14 protein-coding genes are annotated in these 16,658 nt (G+C 70.9%); 6 read left to right on the forward strand and 8 right to left on the reverse strand.

Annotated features, from left to right (window positions below; translation table 11 throughout):
* Window positions 1–22 precede the first annotated feature (22 nt).
* Complete coding sequence (locus H288_RS0111165; RefSeq protein WP_020092671.1) at window positions 23–1,297, reverse strand: O-antigen ligase family protein; 1,275 nt, start codon at window positions 1,295–1,297, stop codon at window positions 23–25.
* A gap of 109 nt (window positions 1,298–1,406) precedes the next feature.
* Entirely contained in the window at window positions 1,407–2,414 is a 1,008-nt protein-coding gene (locus H288_RS0111170; protein WP_020092672.1) for a GTP-binding protein, read from the reverse strand.
* A 293-nt stretch (window positions 2,415–2,707) separates the two neighbouring features.
* On the opposite strand from H288_RS0111170, the gene H288_RS0111175 reads away from it, so the two are divergent.
* The 3 genes from H288_RS0111175 (at window position 2,708) to H288_RS0111185 (ending at window position 8,870) form a co-directional block, all read left to right on the forward strand.
* Complete coding sequence (locus H288_RS0111175) at window positions 2,708–4,030, forward strand: efflux RND transporter periplasmic adaptor subunit (protein ID WP_020092673.1); 1,323 nt, start codon at window positions 2,708–2,710, stop codon at window positions 4,028–4,030.
* An 11-nt stretch (window positions 4,031–4,041) separates the two neighbouring features.
* Entirely contained in the window at window positions 4,042–7,191 is a 3,150-nt protein-coding gene (locus tag H288_RS0111180) for a CusA/CzcA family heavy metal efflux RND transporter (protein ID WP_020092674.1), read from the forward strand.
* Window positions 7,192–7,334: 143 nt separating this feature from the next.
* A complete protein-coding gene (locus H288_RS0111185) occupies window positions 7,335–8,870 on the forward strand; it encodes an efflux transporter outer membrane subunit (RefSeq protein WP_020092675.1) in 1,536 nt (511 codons plus the stop codon).
* Between the two features lie 10 nt (window positions 8,871–8,880).
* On the opposite strand, the gene H288_RS0111190 is transcribed toward H288_RS0111185, so the two are convergent.
* From H288_RS0111190 to H288_RS0111205, 4 genes are all read right to left on the reverse strand, one after another.
* Window positions 8,881–9,672 (reverse strand): flagellar hook basal-body protein, encoded by a 792-nt coding sequence (locus H288_RS0111190; protein WP_020092676.1) that lies wholly within the window; start codon window positions 9,670–9,672, stop codon window positions 8,881–8,883.
* A gap of 136 nt (window positions 9,673–9,808) precedes the next feature.
* Window positions 9,809–10,291, reverse strand: coding sequence for a secondary thiamine-phosphate synthase enzyme YjbQ (locus H288_RS0111195; protein WP_020092677.1), 483 nt, complete (start codon window positions 10,289–10,291; stop codon window positions 9,809–9,811).
* Window positions 10,288–12,006, reverse strand: coding sequence for a cisplatin damage response ATP-dependent DNA ligase (locus tag H288_RS0111200; protein WP_020092678.1), 1,719 nt, complete (start codon window positions 12,004–12,006; stop codon window positions 10,288–10,290). The genes H288_RS0111195 and H288_RS0111200 overlap by 4 nt, the downstream gene beginning before the upstream one ends.
* On the reverse strand, window positions 12,003–13,058 hold the full coding sequence (locus tag H288_RS0111205) for a ligase-associated DNA damage response exonuclease (protein ID WP_020092679.1): 1,056 nt from the start codon (window positions 13,056–13,058) through the stop codon (window positions 12,003–12,005). The genes H288_RS0111200 and H288_RS0111205 overlap by 4 nt, the downstream gene beginning before the upstream one ends.
* 68 nt (window positions 13,059–13,126) lie before the next feature.
* Between H288_RS0111205 and H288_RS0111210 the strand changes: the two genes are divergently transcribed.
* Together H288_RS0111210 and H288_RS0111215 are read left to right on the forward strand one after the other, a co-directional pair.
* On the forward strand, window positions 13,127–14,074 hold the full coding sequence (locus tag H288_RS0111210) for a methyltransferase domain-containing protein (protein ID WP_020092680.1): 948 nt from the start codon (window positions 13,127–13,129) through the stop codon (window positions 14,072–14,074).
* A gap of 69 nt (window positions 14,075–14,143) precedes the next feature.
* A complete protein-coding gene (locus H288_RS0111215) occupies window positions 14,144–14,938 on the forward strand; it encodes a YoaK family protein (RefSeq protein WP_020092681.1) in 795 nt (264 codons plus the stop codon).
* A gap of 27 nt (window positions 14,939–14,965) precedes the next feature.
* On the opposite strand, the gene arfB is transcribed toward H288_RS0111215, so the two are convergent.
* Window positions 14,966–15,397, reverse strand: a complete 432-nt coding sequence (gene arfB, locus H288_RS0111220; RefSeq protein WP_020092682.1) for an alternative ribosome rescue aminoacyl-tRNA hydrolase ArfB — start codon at window positions 15,395–15,397, stop codon at window positions 14,966–14,968.
* Window positions 15,398–15,565: 168 nt separating this feature from the next.
* Window positions 15,566–15,862, reverse strand: coding sequence for a BolA family protein (locus H288_RS0111225; protein ID WP_020092683.1), 297 nt, complete (start codon window positions 15,860–15,862; stop codon window positions 15,566–15,568).
* 108 nt (window positions 15,863–15,970) lie between these two features.
* Between H288_RS0111225 and H288_RS0111230 the strand changes: the two genes are divergently transcribed.
* Window positions 15,971–16,597: a DnaJ domain-containing protein gene (locus tag H288_RS0111230; protein WP_020092684.1), complete on the forward strand. Its 627-nt coding sequence runs from the start codon at window positions 15,971–15,973 to the stop codon at window positions 16,595–16,597.
* Window positions 16,598–16,658: the final 61 nt, after the last annotated feature.

The following is a 16,658-nucleotide window of genomic DNA, read 5'->3' on the forward strand; positions in this document are numbered from 1 at the left end:
CCGCGACCGAGCGATGCCGCGCCTAGCGCCGCGTTTCAAGCGCGCCCGCCTGCGGCCGCGTGCCCATGCGCAACCGCGCGGCCTCCAGCGCCCAGACCATGCCCAGCATCATGTAGACGTGGCGCCACTTCTCGATGTCGATCTGGACGGCCTGCAGGAAGAACATCAGCAGCGCCGGCCAGACGATCTGGGCGTGCGCCCGGACCGGCGACGGCTGCGCCAGGAGCCGGAAGCCGACGAGGCCGGTCGCCACCACGAGGCCGATGAACACGGCCCCGCCGAGCCAGCCGCCGTTGGCGAAGGAGCCGATGTAGGAATTGTGCGGTTCGAGCCCGAAGATCAGCCGCCAGTGCATCGGCCCCATCCCGAACGGCCGCTCCAGCAGCATGGCGAAGCCGCGGATCTGGTTGCCGAAGCGGCCGGTCTCGCCCTGGTCGTAGTCCTGGGTCAGGGCCGCCCGGGTCTCGAACATCTTGTGGACGTGGTCGACCGAGAGCAGCCCGATCACCGCGACGGTGCCGAGAACGATGGTCGCCAGGGTCAGGAGCACGATGCGGCGGCGCAGGCGCGGGGAGTCGCTGCCGGCGTAGACCGATCCCACCATCAGCAGCACCGCGACGGCGCTCCCGCCCCAGGACCCGCGCGAGAACGACAGGAAGATGCCGGCCACGATGATCAGCAGGCCGGCGAGCGACACGAGCGGCCGGCGCGTGGAGCCGGTGAGCAGGCCGTGCATCAGGTAGAGCGCGCCGAGCGTCAGGAACGAGCCGAAGACGTTCGGGTCCTGGAACGTGCCCGAGGCCCGGTCGTACTTGTAGAACAGGTCCTCGATCCCGAGCCATTGCAGGTAGCCGACGATGCCCAGAGCCGCCGAGAACACGCAGCTCGCCGTGTAGGCCTTGAGCGCCAGCTCCATCCGGGCGTGGGTGTCGTCCGCGAAGAACATCGCGAAGAAGATGCAGGTGATCGAGAGATAGACCAGCTGCACCGTCCAGGTGACCGGGAACTCCTCGTTCAGGTAGGGCAGCAGCGCGGTGACGATGCCCGCGAGGTAGAGGAGCAGGAGCGCCACCAGGGGCACCGCCCCGCGGTGCAGCCGGACGCCGAGGCAGAGCCAGAGCAGGATCGTGGGGATCGCGACCGCGTCGTAGGGCGAGGTCTCCGAGAAGGCGAAGCAGGCGAAGAAGACGAACGCCGCGAACAGCGCCTTGGCCAGCCCCTCGACGGCCGCGATGAGCGGGATTCCGCCCGCCGACCCGGACGGGACCGGGCCTGCGGGCGCTGCGGTGTGGGCCATGGATACGCGGGCTCCGCGGGCCGGTTACGCGGGCCCGCGCCGTCCGTGATGCCACGGAAACGTTGAGAATCGCCTTCCCGGCGCGGGGCGCCGGGGAGGCGGCGCCCGTTCAGGCGCGGCAGGCCTCGAAGCCCTCCTTGATCGCCGCCGGATCGAGGTTGCGGCCGATGAAGACCACCCGGGAGATCCGCTCCTCGTCCTGGCCCCAGTCCCCCTGCACGTCGCCGTCGAGGATCATGTGCACGCCCTGGAAGACGAAGCGCTTCGGCTCGTCGGGGAAGGCCACGATCCCCTTGCACCGCAGGATGTCCGGACCCTGCGACTGGGTGAGGTTCGAGATCCACGGCATGAACTTGTCCGGGTCGACCGCGCCCTCGATCTTGGCCGAGATCGAGCGGATGTCGGAATCGTGATGGTGGTGGTGCCCCGCCTCGAGGAAGTCGGGCTCGACGTCGAGGATGCGGTCGAGGTCGAAGGCGTTGCGCTCGAGGACCGCGTCGAGGGGCACGGCGCATTTCTGCGTGCGGTGGAGCTTGGCCAGCGGGTTGATCGTGCGGATCTCGGCCTCGACGCGGTCGAGGTCGGCCGGGGACACGAGGTCGCTCTTGTTGAGCAGGATCACGTCCGCGAAGGCGATCTGGTTCTTCGCCTCCGGCGCGTCCTTCAGGCGGTCGGACAGCCACTTGGCGTCGGCCACCGTCACCACGGCGTCGAGGCGGGCGGCCTCGCCGACATCCTGGTCGACGAAGAAGGTCTGCGCCACGGGGGCCGGGTCGGCGAGGCCGGTCGTCTCGACGATGATCGCGTCGAACTTGCCCCGGCGCTTCACCAGCCCGTCCATGATCCGGATCAGGTCGCCGCGCACCGTGCAGCAGACGCAGCCGTTGTTCATCTCGAACACCTCCTCGTCCGCGCCGACGACGAGGTCGTTGTCGATGCCGATCTCGCCGAACTCGTTGACGATCACGGCGTAGCGCTTGCCGTGGTTCTCGGTGAGGATCCGGTTGAGGAGCGTGGTCTTGCCCGCGCCGAGGTAGCCGGTGAGCACGGTGACCGGGATCTTGCCGGAGGCGGAACCGGGAGCGGCCGGGGCGGAAGCGTTGCTCGTATCGGACATGACGGCTTCTTCGGTGACGGGTGCGGGATCGCGCGGGCCTGGACCCGCGAGCGTTGTCATATTGTAACAAATCCCGTCAAAGGAAGACGGGGCCACACGGTTTCGCGACCGGGGCGCCGGATCGATTGCCTGTCGGACAAGCTTTGCTCTAGGCACGCCGTACCGCCCGAATCTTCCCGCGGCGCGCCATAGAAAAGCACCAGCGACCGCATTGATGTAGGCGTCGTCCGGGCACGTATCGTACTCTCGTCACCCAGCCCGGACTCTCGGTCCGGACCTAGAAGATCATCCGCATGGACGCCCGAAATCCGCTGGACCAGGACGAGGCCGTCGCCGGCCCCGCGCGCGGGCGCCGATGGCCCGGCCTGCTGATCGCCGCCGTCCTGCTCGCGGCCGCCCTGGGCGCCGCCATCGCGTTTCCCGACCGGACCCGCGAGGCCGCCGCGCACCTCGTCGCGGCCGTGACCGGGCTGTTCGCCCCGGGCAACCCCGACCCGGGCATCGACGTGGAGAAGGCCGGCCCGGTGGAGCGGGTGTTCCGGCCCTCCAAGGAACAGCGGGCCGCCTTCGAGATCCTGCCGGTCGCCAACCTCGTATTCCGGCCCGAGGGCTCGGCCGAGGGACGGATCGCCCTCAACGAGGACGACAACGTCCCGGTGGTCTCGCCCTATGCCGGCCGGGTGACGAAGGTCCTGGTCCGCGCCGGCGACGACGTGAAGGCCGGCGACGTGCTGCTGACGCTCGAGGCCACCGACATGGTCCAGGCGCAGAACGACTATCAGGCGGCCGTGAACAACCTCCAGAAGCAGCAGGCGCTCCTGAAGCTCGACCAGACCATCGCGCAGCGCCAGCAGGAGCTGTTCCAGGCCCGCGCGACGGCACTGAAGGACTACCAGTCGGCCCAGAACGACGTCATCGCCGCCCAGAGCGACCTGAAGACCGCCGAGGGCGCCCTCGACGCGGTGCGGAGCCGCCTGCGCCTGCTGGGCAAGACCGACGCCGAGATCGCCGCCTTCGAGAAGAACGGCACGATGAGCGCCGAGACGCAGATCCGGGCGCCGATCGCCGGCACGATCGTCCAGCGCAAGGTCGGCATCGGACAGTACCTCTCGGCCTCCAGCGACCCGGTCTTCGTGATCGGCGACCTGTCGACGGTCTGGCTCGTGGCCAACGTCCGCGAGAGCGAGATCCCCAAGATCCGCATCGGCCAGGAGGTCGAGGCGAAGGTGGCGGGCTTCGGCGCGCGGGTGTTCAAGGCCCGGGTGAACTACATGGCCTCCAGCCTCGACCCGGCGACGCGGCGCCTCGCGGTGCGCAGCGAGGTCGACAACCCGGACCGGGTGCTGCGCCCGGAGATGTTCGCCACCTACACGATCATCACCGGCAAGGGTGAGCCGAGCCCGAGCGTGCCGGTGGCCGCCATCGTGTACGAGGGCGACCGCACCCACGTCTGGGTGGCGCGGCCCGACGGCGCCGTGGAGGCGCGCGACATCAAGCTCGGCCTGATCAACGGCGACAACGCCCAGGTCGTCCAGGGCCTGAGCGCGGGCGAGCAGGTCGTCACGCGCGGGGCCCTGTTCATCGACCGGGCGGCCACCGGCGACAAGGCGTCCTGAGCGGGGATCCGATGAACGCCCTGATCGCCTTCTCGCTGCGCCAGCGCGTGCTGGTGGTGCTGCTGTTCGTCGTGATGCTCGGCGTCGGCTACGGCGCCTACACGCAGCTCAACATCGAGGCCTACCCGGATCCGGTCCCGCCGCTCGTCGACGTGATCACCCAGAATCCGGGCCAGTCGGCCGACGAGATCGAGCGCTACATCACCATCCCCCTGGAGGTGGCGCTCGCCGGCATCCCGAACGCCCAGGTGGTCCGGACGATCTCGCTGTTCGGCCTCTCGGACGTGAAGGTCCAGTTCAACTACGAGTACACGTACGAGCAGGCGCTGCAGCGGGTGCTCAACCGCCTGTCGCAGGCGCCGACCCTGCCCAACGGCGCCACGCCGCAGATCTCGCCGACGAGCCCGGTGGGCGAGATCATGCGCTACAAGCTCGTCGGCCCGGCGGGCTACTCGCCCATGGACATGAAGACCTTGCAGGACTGGGTGCTGCAGCGCCGGTTCAAGGCGATCCCCGGCGTCGTCGACGTCACGGCCTTCGGCGGGAAGGCGAAGGAGTACGAGGTCGCGGTCGACCTGAATCGCCTCCAGGCCCAGGGCCTGACCCTGGTGCAGCTGACCAACGCACTGAACAACGCCTCGATCAACGTCGGCGGCCAGACGCTGAACGTCGGGCAGCAATCGGCGGTGGTGCGCGGCATCGGCCTGATCCGCGACATGGACGACATTCGCGACACGATGATCAGCCTCGTCAACGGCACCCCGGTGCTGGTGCGAGACGTGGCGGAGGTGCGCGTGTCGAACGCCCCGCGCCTCGGCATCGTCGGCCACGACAACCAGCCCGACATCGTCGAGGGCATCGTGCTCATGACCCGCGGCGGCAAGAGCCTGCCGACGCTGGAGCGGGTCGAGGCCGAGATCGACAAGATCAACAGCTCCACGATCCTGCCGCCCGACGTGAAGATCGAGCGGATCTACGACCGCTCGGGCCTGATCCACACCACCACCCACACGGTGATGCACAACCTCGTTTTCGGCGTGGTGCTGGTCTTCGTGGTGCAGTGGCTGTTCCTCGGCTCGCTCACGAGCGCGATCATCGTGGCGGCCACGATCCCGTTCGCGCTCGGCTTCGCGATCCTGATCCTGGTGGTGCGCGGCGACTCGGCCAACCTGCTGTCGCTCGGCGCGATCGATTTCGGCCTGATCGTCGACGCGACCGTGATCATGGTGGAGAACGTCTTCCGCCACATCGCCGAGCCCGATCACGTGAAGGGCGAGGATCCGCCCGACGGCCTCACCGGGCGGCTCGGCACGATCGCGATCGCCGGGCGCGAGGTGAACCGGGCGATCTTCTTCTCGGCGACGATCATCATCGTCGGCTTCCTGCCGCTGTTCACGATGACCGGCGTCGAGGGCCACATCTTCGGCCCGATGGCCAAGACCTACGCGTACGCGCTGCTCGGCGGCCTGCTGGCGACCTTCACCGTCTCGCCCGCGCTCTCGGCCCTCATGCTGCCGAAGAAGCTCGAGGAGCGCGACACCCTGATCGTGCGGGTGCTGCGCGTCGGCCACGAGGCGGCCCTGCGCTTCGGCCTGCGCAACCGGATCCTGGCGGTCGCCGTGATGCTGGCGGTTCTGCTGGTCTCGGGCCTCACGGCCCGCAACCTCGGCCTCGAATTCCTGCCGCGTCTCGAGGAGGGCAACCTCTACGTGCGCGGGACGATGCCGTCCTCGATCTCGCTGGAGGCCGGCAACGCCTACGTCCAGCGCATGCGCAAGATCTTCCAGGAGGTCCCGGAGGTCACCACCGTCCTGTCGCACCAGGGCCGCCCGAACGACGGCACCGACGCCACGGGATTCTTCAACGTCGAGATCCTAGCGCCGCTCAAGCCCATCGACCAGTGGCGCAAGGGCCTCGACAAGGAGACGCTGATCCAGGACCTCAGCAAGAAGCTGGAGGCAGAATTCCCCGGTATCGAGTTCAACTTCTCACAGTATATCGAGGACAACGTCCAGGAGGCCGCCTCGGGCGTGAAGGGCGAGAACTCGGTCAAGATCTACGGCAACGACCTCGCGCAGCTCACCAAGACCGCCAACGCCGTCAAGGCCGCGCTCGCCACCGTCCCCGGCGTCACCGACCTGTCGGTGTTCGAATCCCTCGGCCAGCCGACGGTGCGGATCGACGTCGACCGCCACAAGGCCGCCCGCTACGGCCTCTCGATCGGCGACGTGAACACCACGATCCAGGCGGCGATCGGCGGCCAGACCGCGGGCGACCTCTACGAGTACGGCTCGGACCGGCACTTCCCGATGCGGGTGCGGCTCGCCAAGGAGTACCGCTCCTCGCTCGCCGGCATCCGCAACATCGCGGTCGGCGCCCAGAACCCCAACGGCGGCGTGATCCAGGTGCCGCTCTCCGAGATCGCCGACGTCGACCTCGTCTCCGGCGCCTCGTTCATCTACCGCGAGGACCAGCAGCGCTACATCCCGGTGAAGTTCTCGGTGCGCGGCCGCGACCTCGGCAGCGCCGTGCTCGAGGCCCAGCGCAAGGTCGCCGACGCGGTCGACCTCCCGCCAGGCTACCGGCTGGAATGGGTCGGCCAGTTCACCAACCTGAAGGAGGCGGCCGCCCGCCTCAGCCTCGTGGTGCCGATCACGCTGCTGCTGATCGCGCTGCTCCTCTACATCAACTTCTCATCGGTGGCCGACATGCTGCTGACCCTGTCGGTCATCCCGATGGCGATGATCGGCGGCATTTTCGCCCTGGCGCTGACCGGCACGCCGTTCTCGATCTCGGCGGCGATCGGCTTCATCGCGCTGTTCGGGATCTCGACCATGGAGGGCGTGATCCTGCTCGCCTACTACAACCAGCTGCTCGACGAGGGCTGGAAGCGGCAGGAGGCGGTCTGGCACGCCGCCGTGGTCCGCATGCGCCCGGTGATGATGACCTGCGTGGCGGCCTGCGTCGGCCTGCTGCCGGCCGCGGTCTCCACCGGCATCGGCTCGCAGGTGCAGAAGCCGCTGGCGCTCGTGGTGGTGGGCGGCATCATCCTGGCGCCGAACCTGATCCTCGTGATCGTCCCGGTGCTGATCTCACTGTTCTCCCGACGCCGCCCGAACCCGGACGCCCAGGCGCGGCCCGCGCACCGGGCCGCCGCGTGAGCCGGCTCACGACCACGCGGGCCGGCGCGCGGCCCGTTGCAGGGGGGCCACAACGGCCGCGCCGCGCGCGCCGCCCGGGGATGGTCGGATTGACTTGGCAGCGGGTCGCGCCGCTCTACCGAGGTGAGGTTTTCGGGGGCGGGATGGTGAGCTTTGCGCCGAGACGGTGCGGACGGGCGACCGCGTGGCTGGCGGCCTCCCTGGGCCTGTCGGCCTGCGCGGTCGGCCCGAACTTCGTGGCGCCCGAGGCTCCGCCGGTCGGCCGTTACACCAAGGAGCCGCTGCAGAACCCCTCCGCGGCCGACAACATCCGGACCCGGCAGGGCGGCTCGGCCGACCAGAGCTTCGTGTCCGGCGCCGACATCCCGGGCGAGTGGTGGAGGCTGTTCCACTCGAAGGCCCTGAACCGCGTCGTCGAGCAGGCGCTCGCCAACAACCCAACGCTGGAGGCCGCGCAGGCCTCCCTGCGGGTGGCGCAGCAGAACGTGCTGGCCCAGAAGGGCACCCTCTACCCGAGCCTGACCGCGACGCCGCAGGTCCAGGGGGCGCTGGCGCCCGGCCTCGACCTGCAATCGCCCCTCAACAATCAGAGCCGGTACCTCTACAGCCTGTCCACGCCGCAGGCGGTGGTCTCGTACAATCCCGACGTGTTCGGCGGGAATCGCCGGCAGATCGAGTCGCTGGAGGCCACCACCGAGAACCAGCGCTTCCAGCTGGAGGCGGCCTACCTGAGCCTGACCGCCAACGTCGTCGCCGCCGCGATCCAGGAAGCGTCCCTGCGCGCGCAGATCGACGCGACCCGCAAGGTGATCCAGGCGCAGACCGAGGTCCTGCAACTCTACAACAAGCAGCTCTCGCTGGGTCAGATCGCCGGGGCCGACGTGGTGCAGCAGCAGGCCGCGCTGGCGCTGTCACAGCAGCTCCTGCCGCCGCTGGAGAAGGCGCTCGCCCAGCAGCGCAACCTGCTGACCGCCCTGGTGGGGCGCCTGCCCTCCGACGAGGTCTCCGAGACCTTCGACCTCGCCGCCCTGCGCCTGCCGACCCGGCTCCCGGTGAGCCTGCCCTCGCGGCTCGTGCAGCAGCGCCCCGACGTGAAGGCGGCGGAGGCCCTGGTGCAGCAGGCGAGTGCCAATGTCGGCGTCGCGGTGGCGAACCGCCTGCCGCAGTTCAGCCTGACCGCCACGGGCGGCTCCAGCGCCACGCGGATCGCCCAGATCGCCAATCCGGGCGCGGCGTTCTTCACGATCATCGGGCAGGCGACGGCGCCGATCTTCGATGCCGGCACCCTGTTCCGGCGCCAGCAGGCCGCCGAGGAATCGCTGACGGAGGCGCAGGCGCAGTACAAGGCGACGGTGATCACCGCCTTCCAGAACGTCGCGGACGCGCTGCGCGCGCTCCAGGCCGACGCGAAGGCCGTGGCCGCCGCCGACGCAGCGGTGAGCGCCACGAACCAGAGCCTCGCGCTGATCCGCAAGCAGTACACGGCCGGGGCGATCACCTCCTCGCAGGTGCTGATCGCCCAGCAGGGCTACCTCTCGGCGCTGGTGACCTCGGCGGCGGCGCGCGCCACCCAGTACGCCGACACCGCCGCGCTGTTCGTGGCCCTCGGCGGCGGCTGGTGGAACCGCGCCGACGTGGCGCCGCCCCCACCCGAGAAGGACCCGCTGAAGTTCCTCTGACGGGGCCGCCTCAGGTGTACATCGCGATGGCGTCCTGCAGCATCTGGTCAGTGGTGCTCATGACCTTGGTGTTGGCCGTGTAGGCCTGCTGGGTCTCGATCATCTTCGAGAACTGATCCGAGATCCCGGCATTGGACTGCTCCACCGAGCCGGCCGTGATGGTCGCGCCGTTGAGGCCGTAGCTCGGCGTCCCGGACTGGCCGGTGGCCACGTAAGTGCCGCCATCGAGCGAGGCGAGGTTGTCCTGCATGCCGAACTGCGCCAGCTGCAGCGTGCCGAGGGCCAGGGTGCTGCCGTCCGCGGCCGTGCCCGTGAGGGTGCCGGCGGGCGAGACCGCGAGGCTCGCCAGGGTGCTCGCCCCGGTCGGAACCTGGACGGGGGTCGTCGCCGAGGGGCCGGCGAACAGGTAGTAGCCCGCGCCGTTCGCGAGATAGCCGCTGGCGTCCGGAGCGAAGTCGCCGCGCCGCGTGTAGCCGGTGTCGCCGGCGAAGGCCGGGCTGTCCGGCGTCCCGGTGTTCTTCTTGACGACGAAGTAGCCGTTGCCCGAGATCGCGAGGTTGGTCGCCACACCGGTCGACTGCATCGTGCCCTGGATGTTGAGGCTGTTGCGCGTGCTCGGCAGCACGCCGCCGGTCAGCTGCGTGCCGTCCCGGGTCTCGGCCAGCATGTCGGCGAACCGCGTCTCGGTGGACTTGAAGCCCACCGTCTGGGTGTTGGCGATGTTCCCCGAGATATTGTTCAGGGCCAGCGACTGCGCCGAGGCGCCGGAAATCGAGTTCGAGAGCGCGGTGTAAAGGCCCATCGGGGTCTCCGTTCGCCGGAGCGGCACGGTCCCCGATCCGACGGAAGCCGATAAGGACCCACTATGGTTAACCGACGGTGTGTGACCGCATGTTGCTGAGCCGGCCCGCGCCGCCCGCGCGACGCCGGCGGACGCGTCACGCCCCGAGGGCGCTCAGCACGATCTCCCGCCGGTGCGGCCGGTCGCGGTGCTCGATCAGGTAGATCCCCTGCCAGGTGCCGAGCGCCAGCGCCCCGCCGACCAGCGGGATGGTCAGGGCCGAATCGGTGACCAGGGTGCGGATATGGGCCGGCATGTCGTCCGGCCCCTCGGCGCCGTGGACGTAGCCGGCGTGGCGCGGCGCGAAGCCGTCGAGCGCGGTCATCAGGTCGGTCTGGACGTCGGGATCGGCATTCTCCTGGATGGTCAGCGAGGCCGAGGTGTGCCGGCAGAACACCGTGAGGAGCCCGTCCCGGACGCCGCTGTCGCGCACGAACGCGGCCACCGCGGCGGTGAAGTCCGTGAAGCCCGGTCCCGGGGTCGCGACGGTGAGGCGCGCGCTGGCGTGACGCTCCACCGGACCGGAGGCCAGCGCCTCGACCGACCCGATCCTGCCCTCCCGTCCGTGTCCCTGCCTCATGCGGACTTCTCCATCAGCGTCGCGCCCGGCGCGATCTCGCGCTCGCCCCGGGCGAGGATCCGTTCCAGCACGTCGATCCGGTCGGCCTCCGCGGGCGGCTTGTCCCAGCGGATGCGGCTGACCCGGGGGAAGCGCATGGCCACGCCCGACTTGTGCCGGGTCGAGCGCTGCACGCCCTCGAAGGCGATCTCAAGGACGAGCCCGGCCTCGCGGCCGTGGGCGACCTCGCGCACCGGACCGAAGCGCTTGGTGGTGTTGTTGCGGACGTAGCGGTCGAGCTTGGCGAGCTCGACGTCGGTGAAGCCGTGATAGGCCTTGCCCACCGGCACCAGCTCGTCGCCGCCCTCGGGGGCCTCCCGCCAGACGCCGAACGTGTAGTCCGAGTAGAAGGAGGAGCGCTTCCCGTGCCCGCGCTGGGCGTACATCATCACGGCGTCGACGATGTGCGGCTCGCGCTTCCACTTCCACCAGGGTCCCTTGGGGCGTCCCGGCAGGTAGGGGCTGTTGAGGCGCTTGAGCATCACGCCCTCGATGGCGTCGGCATCCGCGCCGGCGCCCACCGAGGCCGGGTCCGCCCGGGCGGCCGCCAGAGCCTCCCAGTCCGCGAAGGGCACGAGCGGCGAGATGTCGATCCGCGCGTGGTCGAGGCGCGTGACCAGCGCCTCCAGCTTCCGCCGCCGCTCCGCGAAGGGCTCTGCCCGAAGGTCGTCGCCCTCCAGGGTGAGGAGGTCGTAGGCCCGCACGTGGGCCGGGAACTCCTCCAGGAGCTTGCCCGTCACGGCCTTCCGGTTCAGGCGCTGCTGCAGCACGTTGAAGCTCTGCACCCGCCGCTCGCGGAGGATCAGCAGCTCGCCGTCGAGGGCGCCCGCGAAGGTGATGGCCTCGGCGAGGTCCGGGAACGCCCCGGTGATGTCCTCGCCGGTGCGCGAATAGACCTTCCCGACCTGCTGGCCGGCCCGGTCGAGACCGCCGACGAGCTGGACGCGGATGCCGTCCCACTTCCACTCTGCGGAGAACGCCCCGGCCTCCAGCTTCTCGAGGTCGGCCTCCTCCTCGATCGGGTGCGACAGCATCGGCGGCCGGAACGGCGCGGGGTTCAGGGTCTCGGGCCGCTCGGCCCGGCCCTCGACCCAGGCGAACAGGGTCTCGAAGGGTGGGGTCAGCCCGTGCCAGACCTCCTCGACGGCGTCGGCGTCGTGGTTGCCCAGCGCGCCCACCGCCGTCTTGGCGAGCCGCGCCGAGACGCCGACCCGCAGGTTGCCGGTGACCAGCTTCAGGAGCGCCCAGCGCCCGGTCTCGTCGAGGGCGTCGAGCCAGTCGGCAAGATGGCGGGGCAGATCGCGCTTGGGGATGGTCGCGAGGGTTTCCACGACCTCGGCCAGGGTCGGGACGTGCGGCGGCGGGTTGTTGTGGCCGGGGCCCGGTTCCCGCGGCGCCTCCGCCGGTCCCGGCCAGATCAGCGCCGTCGTCTCCGCGAGGTCGCCCACGTAATTGTGCGACAGCCGGAACAGCACCGGGTCGATCCGCTCCTCGACCAGTCCCCGGATCAGGGCCGGCTTGGCCTCGCGGAAGCTCAGCGTGCCGGTCATGGCACCGAGCGCGTAACCGCGCTCGGGATCGGGCGTGCGCGCGAAGTAGTCCTGGAGCATGCGCAGCTTGGCGTTGCGGCGCGGCTCGTAGGCGAGGCGGTCGAGCAGGTGGGCGAAGTCGTTCACGCCGCCGCCTCCGCCCCGGAGCCCGCCTCCGAGGTCCCCTCGACCTCGCCGTCATCGCCGTAGCCGAGCAGGTGGAGCGGCTTCGCCCGGATCCCCTGGGTCCCGCACCAGTGGACCAACGCGTCCTCCTGGCCGTGGGTCACCCAGACCTCCCCGGCGCCGGTGTCGCGGATGGTGCGGCCCAGGTCCGGCCAGTCGGAATGGTCGGAGATCACCAGCGGCAGCTCGACGCCCTTCTGGCGGGCGCGGGCGCGCACCCGCATCCAGCCCGAGGCGAAGCAGGTCACCGGGTCGGGAAACCTGCGGGACCACAAGTCCTGGATCGACGAGGGCGGGCAGAGCACGATCGCCCCGTGCAGGTCCTTCCGCTCGGCGGCCACGACCTTGGGCGTGTCGCCGAGCGGCACGCCCTCCTCCTTGTAGAGCGTCGTCAGCTTCTCCATGGCGCCGTGCAGGTGGATCGGGCGGTCCCAGCCCTCCTCGCGCAGGAGCGCCATCACCCGCTGCGCCTTGCCGAGCGCGTAGGCGCCCACGATGTGGGCGCGCTCCGGGAACAGCCGGACCGATTCGAGGAGCTTGCGGACCTCGCCCCGCGTGTCGGGATGGGTGAAGACCGGCAGTCCGAAGGTCGCCTCGGTGATGAACACGTCGCAGGGCACGACCTCGAAGGGCAGGCACGTCGGGTCCGGCGCGCGCTTGTAGTCGCCCGACACCACGACGCGGACGCCGTCCCGCTCGATGGCGATCTGCGCCGACCCGAGGACGTGGCCGGCCGGGGCGAAGCGCACGGTGACGTCGCCGACGCGGAGCGCCGCGCCGAGCTGCGCCTCCTGCCGCTGGCGGCAGAAATCCGTCCCGTAGCGGACCGCCATGATCCGCAGGGTCTCGGGCGTCGCCAGCACCTGGCCGTGGCCCGCGCGGGCGTGGTCGGCGTGCCCGTGCGTGATCAGCGCGCGCTCCACGGGCCAGGTCGGATCAACGTGGAAGCGTCCGAGGGGGCAGTAGAGACCCTCGCGGGTCAGGGTGAGGAGATCGCTGGCGCGTATCGGCATCGGGTCCGTGCTGCCGGTGGAGTCCGCCGGTGGCCCCGGTATATAGGCGCCCCCGACCCGGCAGACGCATGGCCTCGCAGCTCAGTTCCGGCGACCTCCTCGCCGATCGCCGCTACCGCTACGCCGAGGCCTGCCTCGCCGACGGCGACCACGCGGCCGCCGCCGACCTCGCCGAGCAGGTCCTGGAACGCGCCCCGCGCTACGCGCCGGCCTGGCTCCTGCTGGGCCGGGCGCGCGCGGGCCTGGCCGCCGCCGGCCCCGATCCGGCCCTGCGCGACGCCGCGGCGCAGGCCTTTTCCCGCGCCCTCGACATCGATCCCGAGGACCGGCTGGGCGTGCGCGCGCATCTCGTCCGCCTGGGCGGCGGCGACATTCTCCCGGTCCTGTCGCCGGCCTATGTCCGCACCCTGTTCGACGACTACGCGCCACGGTTCGAGCGCCACCTCGTGGACGGCCTCGGCTATGTCGGCCCGCAACTCGTCCGCGACGCCCTGCCGCGCGTTCCGGAGCGCTTCGCGGTCGCCGTCGATCTCGGCTGTGGCACGGGGCTCATGGGCGAGGTCGTGCGCGACCGGGTCGACCATCTGACCGGGATCGACCTCTCACCCGGGATGCTGGCGCTGGCGCGGGCCAAGACGGCGCGGGGTCGGCCGCTCTACGAGCGCCTCGTCGAGGGCGACATCGGCGCCGCCCTGACCGACCTGCCGGAGGCGTCGGCCGACCTCTGCCTCGCCGCGGACGTCCTGATCTACGTCGCGGACCTCGCGACGTTCCTGGCGCGGGTGGGGCGGGTCCTGCGGCCGGGCGGGCTCGGTGCCGTCACGGTGCAATCCCACGACGGCCCCGGTTCCGTCCTGGGCGAGGACGGCCGCTACGCCCACGCGGAGGCCCACATCGCGGCGACGGCAGCCGCGTCCGGATTGGAGCTGCTGACGACGAGACCGGCGGAAGTCCGTCGCGAGGGCGGACGGCCAGTGCCGGGGCGCGTCGTTGTGTTGCGGCGCACATCGGCATGAAACCGCTCCGCTATTCGTCCATTGTCAGTCGACCGCGACTAGGCGCGGCGGCTCGATCGGGGGATCAGCATGGCGGAATACGGAAGTCGGACAGGTGGTGCAGCACCGGAGCAGAAACCTGAGCCACCGGCCGACAAGTCGTTTCCCGCCGATCCGCGAACCCGCATCCCTTTCGCGATCGCCCTCGCGGCGCTCGCGGGCTGCGCCGACTCCATCGGCTTCCTGGAATTCTCGCAGCTCTTCATGTCGTTCATGTCGGGCAACACCACCCGCTTCGGCGTGGCGGTCGCCAACGCCGACTGGGAGAACGTCAGCCGCGTCGCCAGCACCATCTGCATGTTCTGCTTCGGCGCCTTCCTGGGGACGCTGATCGCCGCCTGGGTCGGGCGCTGGCGCCTCGCCGTGCTGCTGACGCTCCAGGCCCTGCTGCTCGCCGGCGGCCTGCTGATGCCCTGGGGTACCTTCGCGTACCCGCTCCACGCCTATCCGATCGTCCTGGCGCTGGGCCTCCAGAACGCGACGCTGCAGGACGAGGGCGGCCGCTCCCTGGCGCTCACCTACGTCACGGGCGCCGTGGTGCGTTTCGGCACGGGCTGCGCCAACCTGCTGCTCGGCACGGTGGCGCCGTCCTTCTGGATCCAGGCGCCGCTCTGGGCCGGGCTCAGCACCGGCGCCGTCGTCGGCGGCCTGCTCGACATGCGCTACGGCGAATCGGCCTTCCTGTTCCCGGCGGCTCTGGCCGCCATCCTGGCGATGATCGCGATCGTCCTGACCATCGCCAAGCCGGGCAGCACCCTGGTGGCGGGCTCCTCCCCGGCGCCCGACGCCAGCCCGAAGGCCGAGGTCATCGACGCGATCCACTGAGACCCGGCCGCGGCGGCGGGATCGGGGTCAGCCGTCCGAATCCCGGACGCTGCCCCGGCCCTGCTTGATCGCGGCGCGGCTCTTCTTCGCGCCGATTCGCCGCTCCTGCGAGCCCCGGGTGGGCTTCGTGGGCCGGCGGATCGGCGGCGGCGGCTTGGCCGCCTCCGCCACCAGATCGACGAGCCGCTGCAGCACGTCGGCCCGGTTGCGCTCCTGCGTCCGGTGCCGCTGCCCGGCGAGGACGAGCACGCCGTCCTTGGTCATCCGCCGCCCGGCGAGCCGCACCAGGTTGGCCCGCACCCGCTCGTCGATGGCGGGCGAGGCCAGCGCCGCCCAGCGCAGCTGGACCGCGGTCTCGACCTTGTTGACGTTCTGTCCGCCGGCCCCCGAGGCGCGCATGAAGGACAGCTCGATCTCGTCCTCGTCGATGGCGATGCGCGGCGTCACGCGCAGGGCCATGGCGCCCTCCCCGGCCGCGCGACGACGGCGCGCCGCGCCCCCGCGTCGGGTGCGCAGCCCGCGAGCGGGCGGATGCGGATCGGCGGCTCCGTCACCATATCTGTCCCGTGCCTCCCGTCCCGTACCCCGTCGGCGCGATCCCGCCCGCGTCCCCAGCGGGGCCCCGATTCAGGCCGCCTCGGCCGGCGTGCGGGCGCGGAGCGCGAGGGCGTGCAAACCCCGCTTGAACGCGTCGTCGAGCAGCGCGTTCACCAAGCGGTGCCGCTCGACGCGGCTCTTGCCCTCGAACGCCGACGCGACGATGTCGAGCCGGTAATGGGTCTCGCCCCCCGGCCGCGCTCCGGCGTGGCCGGCATGCAGATGCGACTCGTCGATCACGTCGAGCCGCGCCGGCGCGAGTTGCTCCCGCAGCCGCGCCTCCATCCAGTCCCGCAGGGTGCCGCCCGCGCCCGCACCGTCCGTCATCGTGCCCTCGCGTCGTGTCCGTGGGCGCCGTCAAGCCCGATCCCGCGCATGCGTCATCAGGCCCGGTGCCCTTGTGTCTCAGGTCCGCCCCCTCATAATCGGCCCGTCATGGATCTCAACTCGCGCCTGTTCGACAGCATCCGGATCAAGCCGACCTGCGACGAGCCGAAGCCCGCCGCGGAAGCCGGCTGCGAGAGCCCCGGCTGCACCCATCCGGGCCTGTACCGGGCGCCGAAGGGGCGGAAGGCGGAGGGCCAGTACTGGCGCTTCTGCATCGACCATGTCCGCGCCTACAACGCCACCTACAATTACTTCGATGGCATGAACGACGCCGCCGTTCAGGCCTACCAGAAGGACGCGATCATCGGTCATCGCCCAACCTGGGCGATGGGCGTGAACCGGACCGGCGAGGCCAAGCCGGCGGACGAGCCGGTTCGGGACTGGGCCTACGTCGATCCCCTCGGCATCCTGCGCGGCGAGGGCGTCGGCGACGCGCGCCGGCGTGCCCGCCAGCCCGAGGAGCCGCGCAAGCCCAAGCACTCGGCGACGGTGCGCCGCGCCCTCGACGTGATGGGCCTCGAGGAGGGCGCGGACGCGGCCGCCATCAAGGCGCAGTACAAGGTGCTGGTGAAGCGCTTCCACCCGGACGCCAACGGCGGCGACCGCTCCTTCGAGGAGCGCCTGCGCGACATCATCCGCGCCCACGACGTGCTCCGCGCGGCCGGTCTCTGCTGAGCGGCACGAACGATGCACGCCGGTTCGCACCCAGGATAGGGCAAACCGCGCGGGGCGGCCC

This window comes from Methylobacterium sp. 285MFTsu5.1, assembly GCF_000383455.1.
Taxonomy (GTDB): domain Bacteria; phylum Pseudomonadota; class Alphaproteobacteria; order Rhizobiales; family Beijerinckiaceae; genus Methylobacterium.

Coding starts and splice junctions, on each gene's coding strand:
- H288_RS0111225 (WP_020092683.1), bottom strand. CDS start 15,862: ATGACGGACGGTGCGGGCGCGGGCGGCACCCTGCGGGACTGGATGGAG.
- H288_RS0111180 (WP_020092674.1), top strand. CDS start 4,042: ATGAACGCCCTGATCGCCTTCTCGCTGCGCCAGCGCGTGCTGGTGGTG.
- H288_RS0111170 (WP_020092672.1), bottom strand. CDS start 2,414: ATGTCCGATACGAGCAACGCTTCCGCCCCGGCCGCTCCCGGTTCCGCC.
- H288_RS0111205 (WP_020092679.1), bottom strand. CDS start 13,058: ATGCCGATACGCGCCAGCGATCTCCTCACCCTGACCCGCGAGGGTCTC.
- H288_RS0111165 (WP_020092671.1), bottom strand. CDS start 1,297: ATGGCCCACACCGCAGCGCCCGCAGGCCCGGTCCCGTCCGGGTCGGCG.
- H288_RS0111215 (WP_020092681.1), top strand. CDS start 14,144: ATGGCGGAATACGGAAGTCGGACAGGTGGTGCAGCACCGGAGCAGAAA.
- arfB (WP_020092682.1), bottom strand. CDS start 15,397: ATGGCCCTGCGCGTGACGCCGCGCATCGCCATCGACGAGGACGAGATC.
- H288_RS0111190 (WP_020092676.1), bottom strand. CDS start 9,672: ATGGGCCTTTACACCGCGCTCTCGAACTCGATTTCCGGCGCCTCGGCG.
- H288_RS0111185 (WP_020092675.1), top strand. CDS start 7,335: ATGGTGAGCTTTGCGCCGAGACGGTGCGGACGGGCGACCGCGTGGCTG.
- H288_RS0111175 (WP_020092673.1), top strand. CDS start 2,708: ATGGACGCCCGAAATCCGCTGGACCAGGACGAGGCCGTCGCCGGCCCC.
- H288_RS0111230 (WP_020092684.1), top strand. CDS start 15,971: ATGGATCTCAACTCGCGCCTGTTCGACAGCATCCGGATCAAGCCGACC.
- H288_RS0111210 (WP_020092680.1), top strand. CDS start 13,127: ATGGCCTCGCAGCTCAGTTCCGGCGACCTCCTCGCCGATCGCCGCTAC.
- H288_RS0111195 (WP_020092677.1), bottom strand. CDS start 10,291: ATGAGGCAGGGACACGGACGGGAGGGCAGGATCGGGTCGGTCGAGGCG.